At 69.3% G+C, this 18,915-nt stretch carries 14 protein-coding genes and 1 tRNA gene; 7 read left to right on the forward strand and 8 right to left on the reverse strand.

All coding sequences use genetic code 11. The annotated features are described in order from the left end of the window. Positions 1-92 precede the first annotated feature (92 nt). The 3 genes from EV562_RS25480 to EV562_RS25490 all read right to left on the reverse strand — a co-directional run bounded on the left by EV562_RS25480 (position 93) and on the right by EV562_RS25490 (position 3,890). Positions 93-1,766 (reverse strand): DUF262 domain-containing protein, encoded by a 1,674-nt coding sequence (locus tag EV562_RS25480; RefSeq protein WP_133889188.1) that lies wholly within the window; start codon positions 1,764-1,766, stop codon positions 93-95. A gap of 428 nt (positions 1,767-2,194) precedes the next feature. Further along, positions 2,195-2,410 carry a hypothetical protein gene (locus EV562_RS25485; protein WP_133889189.1) on the reverse strand — a complete coding sequence of 72 codons (216 nt, stop codon included), beginning with the start codon at positions 2,408-2,410 and terminating at the stop codon, positions 2,195-2,197. A gap of 712 nt (positions 2,411-3,122) precedes the next feature. After that, positions 3,123-3,890, reverse strand: a complete 768-nt coding sequence (locus EV562_RS25490; protein WP_166661993.1) for an IclR family transcriptional regulator — start codon at positions 3,888-3,890, stop codon at positions 3,123-3,125. A gap of 278 nt (positions 3,891-4,168) precedes the next feature. Between EV562_RS25490 and EV562_RS25495 the strand changes: the two genes are divergently transcribed. Continuing rightward, the gene (locus EV562_RS25495) at positions 4,169-4,690 is read left to right on the forward strand and encodes a hypothetical protein (protein WP_133889191.1); all 522 of its coding nucleotides are present in this window, start codon (positions 4,169-4,171) and stop codon (positions 4,688-4,690) included. Positions 4,691-4,900: 210 nt separating this feature from the next. Here the strand turns inward: EV562_RS25495 and EV562_RS25500 are convergent, their stop codons facing one another. Further along, on the reverse strand, positions 4,901-5,221 hold the full coding sequence (locus EV562_RS25500) for a helix-turn-helix transcriptional regulator (RefSeq protein ID WP_133889192.1): 321 nt from the start codon (positions 5,219-5,221) through the stop codon (positions 4,901-4,903). Between the two features lie 21 nt (positions 5,222-5,242). On the opposite strand from EV562_RS25500, the gene EV562_RS25505 reads away from it, so the two are divergent. Together EV562_RS25505 and EV562_RS25510 are read left to right on the forward strand one after the other, a co-directional pair. Next, a complete protein-coding gene (locus EV562_RS25505; protein ID WP_133889193.1) occupies positions 5,243-6,247 on the forward strand; it encodes a site-specific integrase in 1,005 nt (334 codons plus the stop codon). Then, complete coding sequence (locus EV562_RS25510) at positions 6,244-8,145, forward strand: hypothetical protein (protein WP_133889194.1); 1,902 nt, start codon at positions 6,244-6,246, stop codon at positions 8,143-8,145. The genes EV562_RS25505 and EV562_RS25510 overlap by 4 nt, the downstream gene beginning before the upstream one ends. A gap of 245 nt (positions 8,146-8,390) precedes the next feature. On the opposite strand, the gene EV562_RS25515 is transcribed toward EV562_RS25510, so the two are convergent. Continuing rightward, positions 8,391-8,475 (reverse strand) — tRNA-Leu (locus EV562_RS25515). 152 nt (positions 8,476-8,627) lie between these two features. On the opposite strand from EV562_RS25515, the gene EV562_RS25520 reads away from it, so the two are divergent. Next, positions 8,628-9,959, forward strand: coding sequence for a DUF2254 domain-containing protein (locus tag EV562_RS25520; RefSeq protein WP_133889195.1), 1,332 nt, complete (start codon positions 8,628-8,630; stop codon positions 9,957-9,959). Positions 9,960-9,994: 35 nt separating this feature from the next. Here EV562_RS25520 and EV562_RS25525 read toward each other — a convergent pair whose 3' ends face one another. Genes EV562_RS25525 through sucC form a run of 3 tightly spaced genes read right to left on the reverse strand, consistent with a single transcriptional unit; the run spans position 9,995 to position 13,610 of the window. Then, positions 9,995-11,554: an aldehyde dehydrogenase family protein gene (locus EV562_RS25525; RefSeq protein WP_133889196.1), complete on the reverse strand. Its 1,560-nt coding sequence runs from the start codon at positions 11,552-11,554 to the stop codon at positions 9,995-9,997. Next, positions 11,551-12,453, reverse strand: a complete 903-nt coding sequence (sucD, locus tag EV562_RS25530; protein ID WP_133889197.1) for a succinate--CoA ligase subunit alpha — start codon at positions 12,451-12,453, stop codon at positions 11,551-11,553. Before sucD ends, EV562_RS25525 begins: the two co-directional genes overlap by 4 nt. 14 nt (positions 12,454-12,467) lie before the next feature. Further along, on the reverse strand, positions 12,468-13,610 hold the full coding sequence (gene sucC, locus EV562_RS25535; protein WP_133889198.1) for an ADP-forming succinate--CoA ligase subunit beta: 1,143 nt from the start codon (positions 13,608-13,610) through the stop codon (positions 12,468-12,470). 143 nt (positions 13,611-13,753) lie between these two features. Here sucC and EV562_RS25540 point away from each other — a divergent pair, with 143 nt between their 5' ends. From EV562_RS25540 to EV562_RS25550, 3 genes are read left to right on the forward strand one after another with little or no spacing between them, the layout of a single operon-like run. After that, positions 13,754-15,436: a thiamine pyrophosphate-binding protein gene (locus EV562_RS25540; RefSeq protein ID WP_133889199.1), complete on the forward strand. Its 1,683-nt coding sequence runs from the start codon at positions 13,754-13,756 to the stop codon at positions 15,434-15,436. A gap of 11 nt (positions 15,437-15,447) precedes the next feature. Next, the gene (frc, locus tag EV562_RS25545) at positions 15,448-16,680 is read left to right on the forward strand and encodes a formyl-CoA transferase (RefSeq protein ID WP_133889200.1); all 1,233 of its coding nucleotides are present in this window, start codon (positions 15,448-15,450) and stop codon (positions 16,678-16,680) included. A gap of 4 nt (positions 16,681-16,684) precedes the next feature. Further along, entirely contained in the window at positions 16,685-18,829 is a 2,145-nt protein-coding gene (locus EV562_RS25550; RefSeq protein WP_133889201.1) for an acetate--CoA ligase family protein, read from the forward strand. Positions 18,830-18,915 lie beyond the last annotated feature (86 nt).

Here is an 18,915-nt window from a genome sequence, read left to right on the forward strand (position 1 = left end):
CATAGCCCACACTGGCCCAACAATGGAACTCCTTGGAACTTCATGGAGATCATTGGACTCGGGGCCGGGGTACGCCGCCCCGGCCCCCGCGCTCACAAACGCCACTCCTCGAAGAGCACCCCCAGCAGCTCCTCCTGCCTGGCCTTCAGCACGTCGGGGGTCCACTCGACGTGCTGGAGCACCTGGCTGGTCAGCGCGAAGGGGACCACTCCCCCGCGGCCGGTGAAGTACTTGGCCTTCTTGGCGGCGAAGTCGTAGTTCTGGGCCGCCGAGTTCTTGGCGCGGTTCAGCAGCACCAGGTTTCCCAGGCGGTGTGTCCACTGGGCACGCTGCTCCTCGTCGAACAGCCCGACCCACTGCGAATCGGCCTTCGGGTTCTGCGGCAGCACGTGCTCCACGGTGATGAGCGGGTGATCGTACGTCACCCCCTGCCCGCGGGCCAGCAGCTCGTCGAGCCGGAGCAGCACATACTTGCGGATCTTGCCGACCAGATAGAGATCGCCGTCGAGCCTGGCCCGGGTCTCGGCCTTCTCGTCGTCCCTCAGCTCGAGAGCCGGGGAGGCAAGGCCCTGTCCCTCGTCGAGCTGCCGAAGCAACTCGGCGTACCGCGTGACGCGGGGAGTCGTGTAGACACGGCGGACGAACATGCTGGCCGACAGCCGCTCCAAGGCCCGCATGAACGTGTCGAGCCATGCCGGGTCGTCCTCGTGGTGACGCAGCGCCCAGAGAGCGGCGGGCCGCCAGTCGTAGTTGTCGACCTGTTGGAGCCTCCTGAACCAGGCGTTGACCGCCTCCGCACCCGAAGCGGACTCATAACGTGCTTCACGGATCTGGGCATAAGCCTCGGCATACGGCCGGACAACGTCATGGACGAAGACCTCGCCCCTGCCGGGGAGGTAGCGTTTGAGTACCTGCTCAGGGAACTCCTTGAGCAGCTCCTGTTCCGCCCTCTTCTTGGCAAAGATCATCCGCAGGTGGAGAAAGAGTTCCGCGAAGTCGTCGCGCCCCAGCATCTCCTCGGCGTCCTCCCAGGTGGTGGCGCACGCCTCAGACGCCTCCGCCCCGAGATCCCCGATTATCTGCGACTTGAAGATGTCGGTGGGAGACAAGTCCAGGCCGCGGGAGTTCATGACGCTGAAGATCCGGTGTGCGCTGTCGAGGTCAGGAGTGCTGACGACGACCAGGAACGTCCGCTCGGCGAGCATCTGAGCCAGTTCTAGCCGGCGTTCCTCGGTCAACGCGGTGAGGCTGCGGTGGAGGACTGTCGCGTTGCGGAGGACGGCCTTCTGCGCGTCGGTCCGCAGGGCTTCCTCCTTGAGCGTCAGAAGAGTGCCCACTGCGCCCTTCGTCTGGACGTACTTCTCGAAGGAGTCCGCGTCACGGCTCCGCAGAGTGAGCCGCGGCCTCGGGGCGAGCCCACGGATCTTGGCACCCGGCTCCATGACCAGCCGGTCGAGGTCGCCACGCAGCTCCGGATCCCCGGTGAGGTCGCGCAGGACCGACAGGAGGATGGTCAGGGTCGTGAGGCGCTGCTGGCCGTCGATGACGTCCGCCTTCGGGACCGCGCTGTTCTTGACGAGCACAACGGATCCGAGGAAGTACGGCTCATCCGTCCCACGGACCAGGGCTTCCTGCAGGTCCATCAGCAGTTGAGCAGCCTGCTCCTCCTGCCAGGCATAGGGGCGCTGGTAGTCAGGTATCTGGAAGTCGTAGTCACTGCTGAACACCTTGTGCAAGGGCATCTCGTGCGCCTCGAGCTTCTGCATGCCCCGATGATGTCGGAAAAATGAATCTCCGCGGCACCAATCCGACGCAACTTCCATCCACCCGGCAGCGATTTCATGGGACCGGGGCCGTCCCACGCCTGGACGAGGGTTTCACTGTCCACTGCTGTATCGACGAAAGCGTGAGCACCCGCCACGTCCGGCATGAGTTTCAACAGGGACCGGAAGGCCGTCATCCCGCTCAGCCGGCGCTCAGCCGCGCCCTCATCCCTTGTCCCACGCTTCTGCGTGACACGTCAACGCCCGCCGCGCATAGGTGACACCTAGCCGGAGGACCTGCTCGATCGTCAGGTTTGGAGCGGGGATGCTCCGGTAGACGAAGTCGGGCGCGAACCCGCTGAAGGGCAACCGAGCATTCGGGGCGGCTACAGTCACTCGGGACCGGTGTCACCCAGCGGAAACTGACCTTCCTAGGTCTGCCAGCCGAAGCAGGGGGGCGTCTCCGCGGTGAACATCTCCACGATGCCCTGGCCCCGGCTCATCGCCGTCCGCACGATGACCCCGCTCTGTTTGATCTCCAGCGCCAGCTCCGCCCAGACGAGGCTCGAGACGTGCCGGCAACGCATCTTCTGCACGGTCGCGTCCAGTCGAGCACTCTTGAGGATCGCGACTGCTTCGTCTGGCAACAGCACCGGTTCCGCCCCCCGCGGGGGTGCCGACCTCGGCGGCCAGTCACACGAGCTTGTCGATCAGGTCGAGCCAGTGCTCGAACACATCGGCGCCGAACCCCTCCGCCCGATCTCCGCGATAAGACCCTCGTCGGCACGGGCAAAACTGGCCGGTTAAGCGGCCGCATGTCAGGATCGGACTGTGCCTGCTTTCCTGGACGCCGCCGAAAGTTCGAAGTGCCCTACCGTGCCGCCTCCAAGGCTGCGGCGGGTGGTGTTCGTCGCGTTGCTGAGCTCGGACGGGCGGCTTGCCCTGGTGGCAGACGACCTGCCTGGAGCTGTTCCCCGATGGGTGCTCCCGTCAGGATCGGTCCGAGCCACAGAGCCCTACCGTGAGGCGGCAGTCCGCGTACTCCACGATGCGGTCGGCGCGATGCCTGTGCGCGGAGGCACTGTTGAAGGATGCCGCTGGGCTCAGGTGCCTGTGCCCGTAGGCCGGAGCCGTCGAGAGGCACACGTGTTCATCTTTCGTCTCGCTGCGCCTGGTGATCCGCCAGATCATCAGTCCTGGGGAGCGACACGCTGGGCGGGACCTGAGCAGTGGCAGGAGTTGTGCACACGGTGCGACCTGCCAGATGTGGATGTGCTGCTGACGGGATACCTGGAGGGGTGGATCCCGGACGGGCGGATCACGTTGAGGCCTTGAGTCCTGGCACCTCGGCGCCCGTTGTCACTCTGCCCTGGCGATCGTGGTGGCGGTCTCCTGCAGGGCCGTGGCAATCGCTGGCATGTCCTGTTCACGCAAACGTACGGCGGGTGCGTACACGGAGATCGCGGCGAGCGGTTCCCCGATGCGGTTGCGGATGGCCACGCCTACGCCGTGCAGGTCGTGTGCACTTTCCTCGAGGTCTGCCGCCCATCCCCGGACTCTGACTTCCTCCAACTCCACCTCAAGCAGCGGCCACTCAGTGATGCTTCCTGCCGCCGTGGCGGGGAGCGCGGCCGGGAGTGTCGCGCGTACATCTGCCGGGTCGCGCAGTGCGAGCAAAGCCTTGCCCGCCGCTGTGACGTGGGCGGGGAGTTCCTGTCCGAGCGGAACACTGACGCGCAGGACATGCCGGCACTCGACTCCGTCGAGTAGTCGGACGACGGCCGCATCCAGGGTGTACAGGCACACCGTCTCCTGCAGCTTTTCGGAGAGCTCCTCCAGGGGTCTGCGCGCCTGTCGTCGGACGTCCAGCTGGGCGATCGCGGCCAGTCCCATGCGTACGAGCTGCGGACCCGCTGAGTATCCGTGCTGGCCAGGATCGTGACGCAGGAAACCCGTGCGCTGCAGGGTGACCAGGATGCGGTGTGCGGTGGAACGTGAGATACCGAGCTCCCGGGCGGTTTCGGTAACACCGACTTCCCCCCTGTCATACGCCAGGACGAGAACATCCAGGGCCTTCGTCACCGACGCCAAGGCCTCCGTCGCCGACAGATGCTTGCCATCCACCATGAAGGAACCGTAACGCTCAAACGTTCCCGGAGACCGGGAGCTTCGGCAGAATCCACACGTCAGAATTCTGCGATGGCACGTCTCACAGTTCCGGTGCGGCATCGCTCGAACCCGGCGAGCCAACTCTGCGTCAAGACAGGTTGATTCCTGCGATAACCCCGACCGGACTTGCCGTGCTTGAGCGCACTGCTGACCGTTTGATAGCGCCTCACAGGAATGGGGTGCGTGCCACAGTGTGCCGTCCCTACACTGGCAGCGACCTTCCTTAGGAGTTCGCTATGGCGGGATACCGGACCAGCGCACCTGCGTCAGACAAGGGTGTCTACATCGGCCAGGCCCGGCATGCCGTGAAGGAGCTGATCACTTCACTGCGCGGCGAGTTGGCGACATTGGAAGCTGTGTACGCGATGATGTGCCAGGGCGCCGAATCCACCGATGTCCGCGAAGAGCCGCTGGACACTGGCGAGGACGCGGAAACCGACCAGCCTTCCCGGGAGGGTCCGTCTGAAGTTTCTGTCGCCGACGAGGATGCTTCGTCCGAAGATGGGCGACCGGGGAATGGCACTCGGACCCTGGGGCCACCGCGTAACGGAAGCATGCGCGATGCGATCCTCACACTCCTGTGCGCCGCTCAAGAAGCAATGTCCATCACCGACATCGCGGCGGCAGTGCGCCCGGGAGCGGACGCGACGGTCCGCTCATCCGTAGGAAAAACCCTCAACCGTATGAAGCAACTTGGCGAGGTGGAAAACGTAGCACCGGGAATGTTCCGGGCCGTGCTGTCATCCCGGGCTGCTTGATCTACCCGAGAACGACCCTAACCCAACAAGCAGGCCTCCCTCGATTAGCGGTCGAGGGAGGCCGCCAAACACGCGAACGGACGCTTCTCCTAGCAGGGTTCCGGTCCGTCGCGCACGTTCACTCTAGCGCTCCTATGGGTGGCGCTATAGGGCGTCTGCGCCATCCGGCACTTGAGCGTGCACGACTGACCTCAAATAGGCAATTGGGGATCAGTCATGAGCACATTGGGTCGCATTCGATCCGGGCCAGAGCGCGAGACCCAGGGCACGCTCCAGCCGGCAGACCGTCAGCACGTCCGGCCAGGTGGCGCCCGCCAGCAGATCGCCGATGGTCTGTCTGCCGACGTTGCTCTGGGCGGCCAGTGCACGCAGCGAGAGCTCCGGTCTCTCACGCAGGGCGGCGGCGAGGCGGCGGGCAATCGTCTGGACCACCGCTGCGGCGGGCTCCCCGACGATCCGGGCATCCGGCCACTCCTCCGGATCGACGGCGTAGCTCCATGGCGGCGCCGTGCGCGCTCGGCCTCCGGTCATAAAGATGCGTTCCTTCAGATCGTGATCGACACTGACACCAGCGGCCGGTTAACCGGCCGCCTGTCATGGGCCTTGCGCCTGGAGGTCGCTGTGTCGAATCGCCTGCTGGCCTACGCACCGAAGGCGGAGACAGTGCCGCCCGCCCAGTGGCGCCGCATCGCTCCGGTCGTCCGCTCGCTGGGGTTCATGGCCGTCGCAGCGGGACCCTACGGCCCAGACGTGGTCATGACACCGCTCGCACGGCTGGTCGCCTGGGTCGAGGCCCAAGGCCTCCCGCTCGAACCCTCGGTGATCCTTGACCAGAACACCGTCGAACGGTTCATCCTCGTCGGCTGCCGCGACATGGCCGCCAACAGCCGCCGAACCTGCAGCAGCCAGCTGCGCCGGGCCTCCGAAGCACTCCTGCTGGACCAGCTCGGACAGCATCCGCCGATCCGGCTCAAGGCCACCGCCGCCCCAGTGGCCCCCTACCCGCCAGCGGAAATCGCCTACTGGCTGATCTGGGCGCAGAGCCTGCCCACCCCCGCCCAGCGGCGCAACGCCTGTCTTCTGTTCTGTCTGGGCGTCGGCTGCGGGCTCGCCGTTGAGGATCTTGTGTACGTTCGGGGGCGGGACATCCTGGCGGGCCCCACCGGCCGGGCGCTGGTGAAGGTGCACGGGCGTCGTCCGCGCACTGTCGTATGCCGGTACGCCTACGAGGAACTGCTGCTGGCGGAAGCCGCCCACATCCCGGCAGACGCGTACGCCTTCCGGCCGGACTGGCAGGACCGCACCAGCAAGCACATCGCATCGGACTGGCTGGCCAAGTACCCGCGGATCATCGGCCGTTGTGACGGTGCAGTCCTGCAGACCCAGCGGCTGCGCACGACCTGGCTCGTCGAACTGCTCAATGCAGGCATTCCGCTGAAGGTGATCCTCAAAGCGTCCGGACTCGCGACCCTGCACAGCCTCTCGCGCTACCTCATCTTCCTCCACGACGTGCCCGAAGCAGAGGCATCCGATCTGTTGCGGGGAGCGGCGGCGTGAGCAGGAAGAACCCTGAGAACAAACCCTGCCGGCGCACCGGCCTCGCCTTACGCCCTGCACCACAGGCCCCCGGCCGTACCCTCAGCGACCGCGTTGTGAGGCAGGTCTTCGACCTCGTGCGCCACAGCGGAGTACTGGAACGCCTTCCCTCCAACGAGCACCGGCCAGGCCCGAAGGGCTTCCCATTCCGCACAGTGCTGATCGGCCTGATCTTGTCGCAGTACATGGGCAAGAGCGCGAACATCAACGACGCATGGGAGACGCTCTTCTTCGCCTTGTCTCCAGGGTCCAAAGCTCTTCTTGATGTCCCCGACGTCGACCTGCACATCCGCGAGGGCGCAACCCGAGAAGAAATCGACCGCGTCGCGCACCACCAGTACGCGACGTCGAAGCGCGTCTACCGATCCTGGTCCTCGATGACTCGGCGCCTCGACCCTGCACCACACGACCGCCGCAAGCGGCTGTCGCTCAGCGAGGCCAAGAAGATCCGACGGAAGTGGAATGCCCGCGCCAACCAGGACACCGTGCGCAACCTGGAGGCCATCGCCCAGGATCTGATTCTCGCTCCGGTGATGGCTTCCTACCGGCGCGGCGACTTCGCTCGGTGGCCCGGCCACATCGCGGTCGATGACACTCCGGTTCCGGTCTGGGGCAAAGAGCCGGACTACCACCAGGACCGGGCCTCGCTTGAGATCACCGCCGGGATGTACGTGAAGGGAGGAACGCAGAAGAAGTCGGGGCCCAGCGGCAAAGTTGCGGCCTCCACGAACACTGGCACCCGGCGCGGCACGGCAAACAAGCCAGTGCCTCGCAAGAGCAAGTCGGGACAAGAGAAGAAGGCCAAGGCGCCGGAGAAGAAAGAGTTCCGCTACGCGCTGATGGCCGCGTTCCCGGGCCATGGCCATGGCGACCTCGCCGGCGCCTACCCTGCGGTCTGCCTCGGCATGATCCTTCACACCCCGGGCACCGAACCCGGCCCGGCCGCCCTGCGCGCCATCCAGCCGGCCTTCGAACGAGGCCTGGTCAAAGACCTGTTCTGCGCCGACCGGGGCATCACCCAGGCCAAGCCTCACAACCTGCATCTGCAGCTGCTCAAACTCGGCCTCAACGCGGTGAAGCACTACAACGACGACAAGGTCGACCGTCAAGGGGAGTTCCGCGGCATGCAGCTGGTCGGCGGCGAGTTTTACTGCCCGCTGATGCCCACCCCGCTCATCACTGCGGGCGCCACGTACATCGACAGCCGCACGGACGAGGACCGCGCCCACGCACTCAACCTGATCCAGTCCCGGAAGGACTACCAGACCAAGATCAAGGAGTACGGCCCCGCAGGGGACCAGCGTCGACAGTGCCCCGCCCTCGGGTCCCACGCCACGGTCACCTGCTATCGCCGGCCCCAGCCACGCCCGTCCACCGTCGTCGACCTCGACGCCCCCACTGTCCGTACCCCGGCAGCCCTGCCCACCATCTCCAAGCCCAAGCGGGACACCCCCGTCTACCCCGACATCTGCAGAGGGAAGAGCATCACCGTGCCGGGCACCGTGTTGGCCAAGTGGCGGCAGAAATACCCCCTGTTCACCCCTCTGTGGCAGGAAGCCTGGTCCGGACTGCGCAGTCAGAACGAGGGCGGCAACGGGAACCTCAAGAAGTCCGCCCTCGACAGCATCGACAATCCCCAGCTCCGCCTGCCGCACGGACGCGTCGCACAGACCCTGCTCAATGCCGTCATCATCTTCGTGGCGAACCTCAGAGCCATCCGACGGTTCCTCCGCGACCAGGGCATCCAGCCCCGCAAAGCCAGCACGCAGAGCGCCGCAACCCAAGCCGGTGAGCCCTCCGACCCGCCCCAGGCGCGACCGCTTCCGGCCGAGCAGGTCGAGCCTCCGCCACGCGAGTGACACACCTCCGCCGCGCTCCGCCCCCTGAAAACCCCACATGCCTGCGCCACGGCTACCAGCCGTCGCGCAGGCATGTCCTGTTTCCGCAGGTGAGAGGCGCAGTACCTGGACCGCCACCGCCTCACCCCCTCATCGAGCCGATCACGAGGCTCAAGACCCCAGAAACGACGAAATACCGGTGAGTCACATGACTCGACCGGTAATTCGTGAACGCTTCGGGACGATCTCGTGAACGTCCCATCTTGTGTCCGAGGGGGGACTTGAACCCCCACGCCCGATAAAGGGCACTAGCACCTCAAGCTAGCGCGTCTGCCATTCCGCCACCCGGACCAGGTGCCTGTCGCGGTGCGGGGGTGTTCCCCGCGGCGACATGGACAACCATACCAAGCTTTTGCGGTGCCTTTCACCTGCGTTTCCTTCGCCCGCGCTCGGCCTGAGCGGCGGTCCGGGACCTGCGCCCGCACTGCGCCTAGGGTCGCACCATGAGTGACTGGTTGGTTACGCAGGGCCCGCTTCCGCGTCGTCGGCCGCGGGCGTTGTCGCCGCTCAGGGAGCACCTGCGGGACACGTTCTGGTTCGCGCCCACCGCGGCCATGGTGGGCGTCTTCGCGGTCTGGCTGGTGGCTCAGGAGCTCGACGCCGCCCTGGTGCGCTCGCTGCAGGACGACGGCGACTTCGACACCCTCGCCGACCTGCTGCGCTTCGCGGACGACGCGAAGGCGGTGGTGTCGGCGGTCGGCTCGGCGATGATGACCTTCATCGGTGTGGTGTTCAGCATCTCGCTGGTCGCCGTGCAGATGGCGAGCGGGCAGTTCACCCCGCGGGTGGTGCGCCTCTTCGTCCGCAGCCGGATCACCAAGGCGACCTTCGCCGTCTTCCTGGCCACCTTCGTCCTGACGCTGCTCGTCCTGACCAGCTACGACAGCAACGCCGACCCCCGCGCCGCCACGACCGTGCCCCTGGTGCAGTCGGTGCTCACCCTTCTCATGGTCGCGCTGAGCCTGCTGCTCTTCGTGCTGTACGTCAACGCCACGCTGCGGCTGATGCGGGTCAGCCATGTGATCGCCCGTATCGCCGCGGAGTCCCTGCGGGTGGCGGCGCTGACGCCCCTGCCCGCGGGCGCCGGCGAGGAGCCGGACCTCGGGCCGGTGACGGCGTGGGTGGCCCACGAGGGGCGGGCCGGGGTGCTGCGGGACGTGCACGTCGCCCGGCTGGTACGGGTGGCCCGGGGGCACGGGGTGGTGCTGCGGCTGGTGCCGCGGACCGGTGACTTCGTGGTGCCGGGCACGCCGGTCCTGGCGGTGCACGGCGGGGCGGCGCCGCCGCGCCGGGCGCTGCGGTACGCCCTGTCGGTGGGGGTGGAGCGCACCTTCCACCAGGACCTGGCGTTCGGTCTGCGCCAGCTGGCCGACATCGGGCTGCGCGCCCTGTCCCCCGCGGTGAACGATCCGACGACGGCCGTGCAGGCGCTGGACCGGGTCGTGCAGATCCTGGCGACGCTGTCCCGGCGGCCGCTGGACGCCGTGCCGCACCGGGACCGGCGCGGCACGGTCCGGCTGGTGCAGCCGGTGCCCGGCTGGGCGGAGCTGGTGGACCTCGGGTTCACCGAGGTCCGTGCCTGCGCCGCCGGGTCACCGCAGGTCACGCGGCGGTTGTCGGCGGCGTTCGAGGACCTGCTGCTGCTTGTGCCGCAGGAGCGGCGCGCTCCGCTGCTGCGCCATCGCGAGCTGCTGCGGCAGGCCGTCGAGCGTGCCGCGCCGACGCCCGCGGACCGGGCCTTCGCCCTGCGGCCGGACCGGCAGGGCATCGGCTGACCGGGGGCGCCCGGCTGAGCCCGCGCCCCGACCCGTCACGGCATGAGGTGGTGGTCCGGGAAGTTTCCCGGCAGCCGCTCCCCCGCGGGGCCGCGCGTGACGGCGCGGACCAGCAGTTCCCCGCCCACGAAGGCGCCGCGCCACGACCCGCCGTGCCCGCCGAACAGCTCGTCGCGGTCTCCGCGGGAGCGCGGCACTCCGTGGCCGACCTTGAACGCGCGGATCTGCGGCGCCAGCCGCGCGTACGTCGCCGGGTCGTCCGTGGACAGGGTGGCCACCAGCGCGCCGTTGGAGGCGTTCATCGCGGCGAGCAGCTCGGCCTCGGTGTCGGCCAGGACGATGGTGTCGACCGGACCGAAGGGCTCGGCGTGGTGCAGCGGCGAGGACCGGGGCGGGCCCAGCAGCGTGACCGGCTGGACGTAGGCCGAGGTGTCCTGGCCGGGCAGGAACCGGGCGTCGGCCGCGCTGCCGCGGTGCAGGGGGACGGCGCCGCGGTCGACGGCCTCGGCCACCTGGTCCTGGAGCTCCTTCGCCTTGGCGGCGTTGACGACCGGCCCGAAGTCGAGCGCCGGGTACGGGTCGTCCGGTGCGGCGACGGCGAGCGGGTGGCCGACGCGCAGGGTGCGGACCGCCGGTAGGTACGCCGCGAGGAACGCGTCGAACAGCTGCCGCTGGACGACGAAGCGCGGGTAGGCGGTGCAGCGCTGCTTGCCGTAGTCGAAGAGCTTCGGGATCACCTTGGTGAGCGCGTCCCAGTCGGTGAAGTTCCAGACGCCCCAGGTGTTGAGTCCCTCCTGTTCGAGGATGTGCCGCTTGCCGAGGTCGGTGACGGCGGTGGCGACGGCCGCGCCCGTGTCCCGGCCGCCGACGAAGGAGACGCAGCCGATCTCGGGCGCGCGCACCAGCGCCTGGGACAGTTCGCCGCCGCTGCCGCTGACGAGGGTGAAGGGGAGTCCCTCGCGGGCGGCGAGCGCGCAGGCCAGGGTGAGGCAGGCGACGCCGCCGTCGGTCGGGGTCTTGGCGATGACCGCGTTGCCCGCCAGCGCCTGGACCAGCATCGCGTGCACGAGCACGCTCATCGGGTAGTTCCAGCTCGCGATGTTGGACACCGGACCGTCCAGCGGGGCACGCCCGTCGAGCATGTCGTCTATGCCGTCGACGTACCAGCGCACGCCGTCGACGGCCCGGTCGACGTCGGCGGTGGCCGAACGCCAGGGCTTGCCGATCTCCCACACCAGCAGCAGCGCGAGCAGGTCGCGGTGCTGGGCGAGGGCGTCGAGGGTGGCGGCCACGCGGGCCCGCCGTTCGGCCAGGGGGAGGTGGCGCCAGGCCCGGTGCTGGTCGAGCGAGGCGTGTACGGCGTGCCGGGCCGTGGCCGGGTCCAGGCGGGGCGGGCCCGCGACGGGGGTGCCGTCGACGGGGCTGGTGGCCGGCAGGACCCGGCCGTCCGCCCGCCAGCGGGCGCCCCAGAGGTTGAGGACGCGGTCCTCGCCGAACGCCTCGGGTGCGACGGCGCGGCAGCGCCGCCAGGCCTCGGCCCAGGAGGTGCCGGACTTCAGGGTGAGCGCCGCGGCGCTCCGCGTGCCGGACGTCATGCGCGGGCTCCGTCACGGGTCGCGCCGTCGAGTACGGCGAGCACGTGCCGTGCGGTCTCGGTCGGCGTGCTCCCGACCCGTACCCCGGCCGCTTCCAGTGCTTCCTTCTTGGCCCGGGCGGTGCCCGAGGAGCCGGACACGATGGCGCCGGCGTGTCCCATGGTCCTGCCCTCGGGCGCGGTGAACCCGGCGATGTAGCCGACGACCGGCTTGGTGACGTGTGCGCGGATGTGGGCCGCGGCGCGTTCCTCCGCGTCGCCGCCGATCTCGCCGATGAGGACGATCAGTTCGGTGTCGGGGTCGTCCTGGAAGGCGGTGAGGCAGTCGATGTGGCTGGTTCCTGTGACGGGGTCGCCGCCGATGCCGACGCAGGTGGAGAAGCCGATGTCGCGCAGTTCGTACATGAGCTGGTAGGTGAGGGTGCCCGACTTGGAGACGAGGCCGATACGGCCGGGCTTCGCGATGTCGGGCGGGATGATGCCCGCGTTGGACCGGCCGGGGCTGATCAGGCCCGGGCAGTTGGGGCCGATGACGCGGGTGCCCCTGGACCTGGCGTGGGCGGTGAGGGCGACGGCGTCGTGGACCGGGATGCCCTCGGTGATGACGACGGCGAGGCCGATGCCGGCGTCGGCGGCCTCGACGACCGCGGCCTTGGCGAAGGCGGGCGGCACGAAGACGACGGTGACGTCGGCGCCGGTGCGCTCGACGCCCTCGCGGACCGATCCGAAGACCGGGACGGTGCGGAGGCCGAAGTCGACCGTGCGGCCGGCCTTGCGCGGGTTGACGCCGCCGACGACGTCGGTGCCCGCGGCCAGCATCCGGCGGGTGTGTTTCATGCCCTCGGCACCGGTCATGCCCTGGACGAGGACCTTGCTCTCCTCGGTGAGGTAGATCGCCATGTCGTCCTGTCTCCTCATTCGGCGGCGGATGCCGCGGTGGCGAGCCGGGCGGCACGGTGGGCGGCGCCGTCCATGGTGGTGGCCTGTTCGACCAGGGGGTGCGCACGTGCCGCGAGCAGGGCCCGGCCCCGGGCGGCGTTGTTCCCGTCGAGGCGTACGACGAGCGGCTTGGTCGGCCGGACCTCCTCCAGGGCCCGGACGATGCCGTCGGCGACCGCGTCGCAGGCGGTGATGCCGCCGAAGACGTTGACGAGGACGGACTTCACGCCGGGGTCGGAGAGGACGACCGACAGCCCGTCGGCCATGACCCGGGCGGAGGCGCCGCCGCCGATGTCGAGGAAGTTGGCGGGACGGGCGCCGCAGCCGGCGACCACGTCCAGCGTCGACATGACCAGCCCGGCGCCGTTCCCGATGACGCCGACCTCGCCGTCGAGCTTCACGTAGTTGAGGCCCCGGGCGGCGGCACGGGCCTCCAGGGAGTCGGCGGAGGCCGGCCGCTCGTCGCACCGGCGGGCCTGGCGGAAACGGGCGTTGTCGTCGAGGGTGACCTTGCCGTCGAGCGCGACGATCCGGCCGTCGACCGTTGCGACCAGCGGGTTGACCTCGACCAGCAGGGCGTCCTCGCGGACCAGCACGTCCCACAGCCGCACCAGGGTGTCGACGGTCTGCGGAGGCAGTCCGGCGGCGTCGGCGATGCGCACCGCGGCGGCCGTGTGCACCCCCGCTGCGGGGTCGACGGGGATGCGCGCCACGGCCTCGGGCCGCCGGACGGCCGCCTCCTCGATCTCCATGCCCCCTTCCGCGGAGGCGATGGCCAGGAAACCCCCGGACGCACGGTCGAGGACGTAGGAGACATAGAACTCCCGCTCGATGTCGCAGGGTTCGGCGAGCATGACGGTGCGGACCGTGTGGCCCTTGATGTCCATGCCGAGGATGTGCCGTGCCGCCTCCTCGGCCTCGGCGGGATCGGCGGCGAGCCGCACGCCTCCCGCCTTGCCCCGTCCGCCGGTCTTCACCTGCGCCTTCACGACGGCGCGTCCGCCGAGTGCGCGGGCGATGCCGCGGGCCCGTTCGGGCGAGTCGGTGATCTCGGCCCTCGGCACCACGATGCCGTGTTCCTCGAAGAGTTCCCTTGCCTGGTGTTCGTACAGGTCCATTTCGGCTCCTGACTGAAAGTGCCGTACGCCCCCTGGACACCACCCACCGGATGCGGGATAACAAGCTTCATACAGTATTCGTCGACTGTATGCAATGTACCGCGAGAGCGCCCCAACCCCTCGTGAAGGGACAGGACTTCGCCATGCCCGACGACACACAGGACGTCATCTCCGGCGGCCACCTCGTTGCCAAGGCACTCAAGGCAGAGGGGGTCGACCGCATCTACACGCTGTGCGGCGGCCACATCATCGACATCTACGACGGCTGCGTCGACGAGGGCATCGAGGTCGTCGACGTACGCCACGAGCAGGTCGCCGCGCACGCCGCCGACGGCTACGCCCGGATCACCGGCAAGCCCGGCTGCGCGGTGGTCACCGCGGGGCCGGGGACGACCGACGCCGTCACCGGGGTCGCCAACGCCTTCCGCGCCGAGTCGCCGATGCTGCTGATCGGCGGTCAGGGAGCGCACAGTCAGCACAAGATGGGGTCACTGCAGGATCTGCCGCACGTCGACATGATGACGCCGATCACCAAGTTCGCGGCGACCGTACCGGACACGGCGCGGGCGGCGGACATGGTGTCGATGGCGTTCCGCGAGTGCTACCACGGCGCGCCGGGGCCCTCCTTCCTGGAGATTCCCCGGGACGTGCTGGACGCCAAGGTGCCGGCCGACCGGGCGCGGGTCCCGCGGGCCGGGGCCTACCGGGCCTCCACCCGGTCGGCCGGGGACCCGGACGCCGTCGAGCGGCTCGCCGACCTGCTGGCGCACGCCGAGAAGCCGGCCATCCTGCTCGGCAGCCAGGTCTGGACGACCCGCGCGACCGAGGCCGCCGTCGAGCTGGTCCGCACGCTGAACGTCCCGGCGTACATGAACGGCGCGGGCCGCGGCACCCTGCCGCCCGGCGACCCGCACCACTTCCAGCTCTCGCGCCGCTACGCCTTCTCCCACGCCGACGTCATCGTGATCGTCGGCACGCCCTTCGACTTCCGCATGGGCTACGGCAAGCGGCTCTCCCCGGACGCGACCGTCGTGCAGATCGACCTCGACTACCGCACCGTCGGCAAGAACCGCGACATCGACCTGGGCATCGTCGGCGACGCGGGGCTGGTGCTGAAGTCGGTGAGCGAGGCGGCGTCCGGGCGGATCGACGGGGGTGCGTCCAAGCGCAAGGAATGGCTGGACGAGCTGCGCGCGGCCGAGCAGACGGCGCTGGACAAGCGGCTGCCGCAGCTCAGGTCGGACGCCTCGCCCATCCATCCGTACCGGCTGGTCAGCGAGATCAACGACTTCCTCACCGAGGACTCGGTCTACATCGGTGACGGCGGCGACATCGTCACCTTCTCCGGGCAGGTCGTGCAGCCCAAGTCGCCGGGCCACTGGATGGACCCGGGACCGCTGGGCACGCTCGGCGTGGGCGTGCCCTTCGTGCTGGCCGCCAAGCAGGCGCGGCCCGACAAGGAGGTCGTCGCCCTCTTCGGGGACGGCGCCTTCTCGCTCACCGGCTGGGACTTCGAGACCCTGGTCCGCTACGACCTCCCCTTCGTCGGCATCGTCGGCAACAACTCCTCGATGAACCAGATCCGCTACGGCCAGGCCGCCAAGTACGGCAAGGAGCGCGAGCGGGTCGGCAACACCCTCGGCGACGTCCCGTACGACGAGTTCGCGCGGATGCTGGGCGGTCACGGCGAGGAGGTCCGCGACCCCGCCGACATCGGCCCGGCGCTGCGCCGCGCGCGCGAGTCCGGCAAGCCGTCCCTGGTCAACGTCTGGGTCGACCCGGACGCGTACGCCCCCGGAACCATGAACCAGACGATGTACAAGTGAGGTGAAGCCCCATGACAGCGAAGGCTCTCGAGGGCATCCGCGTCCTGGACATGACGCATGTGCAGTCCGGTCCTTCGGCGACCCAGCTGCTCGCCTGGCTCGGCGCGGACGTCGTGAAACTGGAGGCGCCGAGCGGTGACATCACGCGCGGGCAGCTGCGCGATCTGCCGGACGTCGACTCCCTCTACTTCACGATGCTCAACTGCAACAAGCGGAGCATCACCCTCAACACCAAGACCGACCGCGGCAAGGAGATCCTCACCGAGCTGATCCGGCGCTCGGACGTCATGGTCGAGAACTTCGGACCGGGCGCGGTCGACCGGATGGGATTCACCTGGGACCGCGTCAAGGAGATCAATCCACGGATCGTCTATGCCTCCATCAAGGGGTTCGGCGAGGGCCCGTACACCGCGTTCAAGGCGTACGAGGTCGTCGCCCAGGCCATGGGCGGATCGATGTCCACCACAGGATTCGAGGACGGGCCGCCGCTGGCGACGGGAGCCCAGATCGGGGACTCGGGCACGGGCGTCCACGTCGTGGCGGGCATCCTCGCCGCCCTCTACCAGCGGGAGCACACCGGACGCGGACAGCGGGTGAACGTGGCCATGCAGCACGCGGTGCTCAACCTCTGCCGGGTGAAGCTGCGCGACCAGCAGCGCCTGAGCCATGGTCCACTCGCCGAATATCCCAACGAGGACTTCGGCGACGAGGTTCCCAGGTCCGGCAACGCGTCCGGCGGCGGCCAGCCGGGGTGGGCGGTCAAGTGCGCGCCGGGCGGCCCGAACGACTACGTGTACGTCATCGTCCAGCCCGTCGGCTGGCGGCCGCTGAGCGGGCTGATCGGCCGGCCCGAACTGGCGGACGACCCCGAGTGGGCGACGCCGCACGCCAGGCTGCCGAAGCTGAACAAGATGTTCCAGCTGATCGAGGAGTGGTCGTCCACCCTGCCCAAGTGGGAGGTGCTGGAGCGGCTGAACGCCCACAACATCCCGTGCGGGCCGATCCTGTCCACGAGGGAGATCATCGAGGACGCCTCGCTGGCCGCCAACGAGATGGTCGTCACCGTGCCGCATCCCGAGCGGGGCGAGTTCGTGACCGTGGGCAGCCCGCTCAAGCTCTCCGACTCCCCCGTGCGGGTGACCAGTTCACCGCTGCTGGGCGAGCACAACGAGGAGGTCTACGTCGGCGAGCTGGGTCTCGGTGACGAGGAACTGCGGCTGCTCAAGTCGAACGGGGTGATCTGACGTGATGGCCGAGGACCGCCTGGCGCGGGTGCGCGCTCTCCTGGACGCCGTACGGGCCGAGGGGCGCACGGCGCTCACCGCTCCCGAGGGCAAGGTGCTCGCCGACGCCTACGGGATCGCGGTACCCGGCGAGGAGCTGGCGCGGGACGTCGACGAGGCGGTGGCGTGCGCGGCGCGGTTCGGCGGCCCCGTGGTGATGAAGATCGTGTCGCCGGACATCCTGCACAAGACCGACGCCGGCGGTGTGGTCGTCGGGGTGGAGGGCGCCGCGGACGTGCGGGCGGCGTTCTGCCGGATCGTGGACAACGCGCGCGCGTACGACGCCTCCGCGCGGATCGAGGGCGTGCAGGTGCAGGAGCTGCTGCCGCGCGGGCAGGAGGTCATCGTCGGGGCGGTCTCCGACCCGACCTTCGGGAAGGTGGTGGCCTTCGGCCTCGGCGGGGTGCTGGTCGAGGTGCTCAAGGACGTGACCTTCCGGCTGGCGCCCGTGGACGCCGGCGAGGCGCTGTCCATGCTGGACTCGATCCGGGCGGCCGAGGTGCTGCGCGGGGTGCGCGGGCAGGCCGGGGTGGACCGGTGGGCGGTGGCGGAGCAGATCCGCCGGGTCTCCGTGCTCGTCTCGGACTTCCCGGAGATCGCCGAGGTCGACCTCAATCCGGTGATCGCCACGCCCGAGGGGGCGGTCGCCGCCGACATCCGGGTGATCCTGGCGACCGACGCGCCGAAGGAACGCCGCCGGTACACGCACGAGGAGATCCTCACCTCGATGCGCCGCCTGATGCAGCCCTCCTCGGTCGCCGTGATCGGCGCCTCCAACGAGGCCGGCAAGATCGGCAACTCGGTGATGCGCAACCTCGTCGACGGCGGCTTCGCGGGCGAGATCCATCCGGTGAACCCCAAGGCCGATGACATCTTGGGCCGCAAGGCGTACAAGAGTGTCACCGACGTTCCCGGTGAGGTGGATGTGGCGGTCTTCGCGATCCCCGCGCGGTTCGTGGCGGCAGCGCTTGAGGAGGTGGGGCGCAAGCGCGTCCCCAACGCCGTACTCATCCCCTCCGGCTTCGCCGAGACCGGTGAGCAGGCGCTCCAGGACGAGATCGTGGCCGTCGCCGAGCGGCACGGGGTGCGGCTGCTCGGGCCGAACATCTACGGCTACTACTCGACCTGGCAGGACCTGTGTGCCACGTTCTGCACGCCGTACGACGTCAAGGGCGGCGTGGCGCTGACCTCGCAGTCGGGCGGCATCGGGATGGCCGTCCTCGGCTTCGCGCGGGCCACGAAGACCGGCGTGTCGGCGATCGTCGGCCTCGGCAACAAGGCGGACCTGGACGAGGACGACCTGCTGACCTGGTTCGGCGAGGACCCGCACACCGAGTGCATCGCGATGCACCTGGAGGACCTCAAGGACGGCCGTGCCTTCGTCGAGGCCGCCCGGGCGACCGTGCCCAGGAAGCCGGTCGTGGTGCTGAAGGCCGGGCGTACCGCGGCGGGCGCGAAGGCCGCCGGATCGCACACCGGGGCGCTGGCCGGGGACGACGCCGTGTACGACGACGTCCTCCGGCAGGCCGGCGTCATCCGGGCGCCGGGGCTGAACGAGATGCTGGAGTACGCGCGCGCGTTGCCGGTGCTCCCCGCTCCCCGGGGCGACAACGTCGTCATCATCACCGGCGCCGGCGGCAGCGGGGTCCTGCTCTCCGACGCGGTCATGGACAACGGGCTGTCGCTCATGGAGATACCGCCCGACCTGGACACGGCGTTCCGCGCTTTCATCCCGCCCTTCGGTGCGGCGGGCAACCCGGTGGACATCACCGGGGGCGAGCCGCCGTCGACGTACGAGGCGACGATCCGGCTCGGGCTGGAGGATCCGCGCATCCACGCCCTGGTCCTCGGCTACTGGCACACCATCGTCACGCCGCCCATGGTGTTCGCCGAACTCACCGCGCGCGTGGTGGCCGAGTTCCGGGAGCGCGGCGTCGAGAAGCCGGTGGTGGCCTCTCTCGCGGGCGACGTGGAGGTGGAGGAGGCGTGCCAGTACCTCTTCGAACGCGGAGTCGTGGCGTACCCGTACACGACGGAGAAACCGGTGGCCGTGCTGGGCGCCAAGTACCGGTGGGCGCGGGCCGCGGGGTTGTTGGGGGGCGGTTCATGACGTGAGACGGACGGGGCCGGCCGACGGGTGCGCGTCGGCCGGCCCGGGACCCGCGCGCGCACGGAAGGCATGGGACAGGGGGCGCT

The sequence above is a fragment of the Streptomyces sp. BK208 genome, from assembly GCF_004364245.1.
Taxonomy (GTDB): Bacteria; Actinomycetota; Actinomycetes; order Streptomycetales; family Streptomycetaceae; genus Streptomyces.

Excerpts from the sequence above, each read along its gene's own strand:
- EV562_RS25480 (WP_133889188.1), bottom strand. The coding sequence starts at position 1,766 with ATGCAGAAGCTCGAGGCGCACGAGATGCCCTTGCACAAGGTGTTCAGC.
- EV562_RS25490 (WP_166661993.1), bottom strand. The coding sequence starts at position 3,890 with ATGGTGGATGGCAAGCATCTGTCGGCGACGGAGGCCTTGGCGTCGGTG.
- EV562_RS25495 (WP_133889191.1), top strand. The coding sequence starts at position 4,169 with ATGGCGGGATACCGGACCAGCGCACCTGCGTCAGACAAGGGTGTCTAC.
- EV562_RS25500 (WP_133889192.1), bottom strand. The coding sequence starts at position 5,221 with ATGACCGGAGGCCGAGCGCGCACGGCGCCGCCATGGAGCTACGCCGTC.
- EV562_RS25520 (WP_133889195.1), top strand. The coding sequence starts at position 8,628 with ATGAGTGACTGGTTGGTTACGCAGGGCCCGCTTCCGCGTCGTCGGCCG.
- EV562_RS25525 (WP_133889196.1), bottom strand. The coding sequence starts at position 11,554 with ATGACGTCCGGCACGCGGAGCGCCGCGGCGCTCACCCTGAAGTCCGGC.
- sucD (WP_133889197.1), bottom strand. The coding sequence starts at position 12,453 with ATGGCGATCTACCTCACCGAGGAGAGCAAGGTCCTCGTCCAGGGCATG.
- sucC (WP_133889198.1), bottom strand. The coding sequence starts at position 13,610 with ATGGACCTGTACGAACACCAGGCAAGGGAACTCTTCGAGGAACACGGC.
- EV562_RS25540 (WP_133889199.1), top strand. The coding sequence starts at position 13,754 with ATGCCCGACGACACACAGGACGTCATCTCCGGCGGCCACCTCGTTGCC.
- frc (WP_133889200.1), top strand. The coding sequence starts at position 15,448 with ATGACAGCGAAGGCTCTCGAGGGCATCCGCGTCCTGGACATGACGCAT.
- EV562_RS25550 (WP_133889201.1), top strand. The coding sequence starts at position 16,685 with ATGGCCGAGGACCGCCTGGCGCGGGTGCGCGCTCTCCTGGACGCCGTA.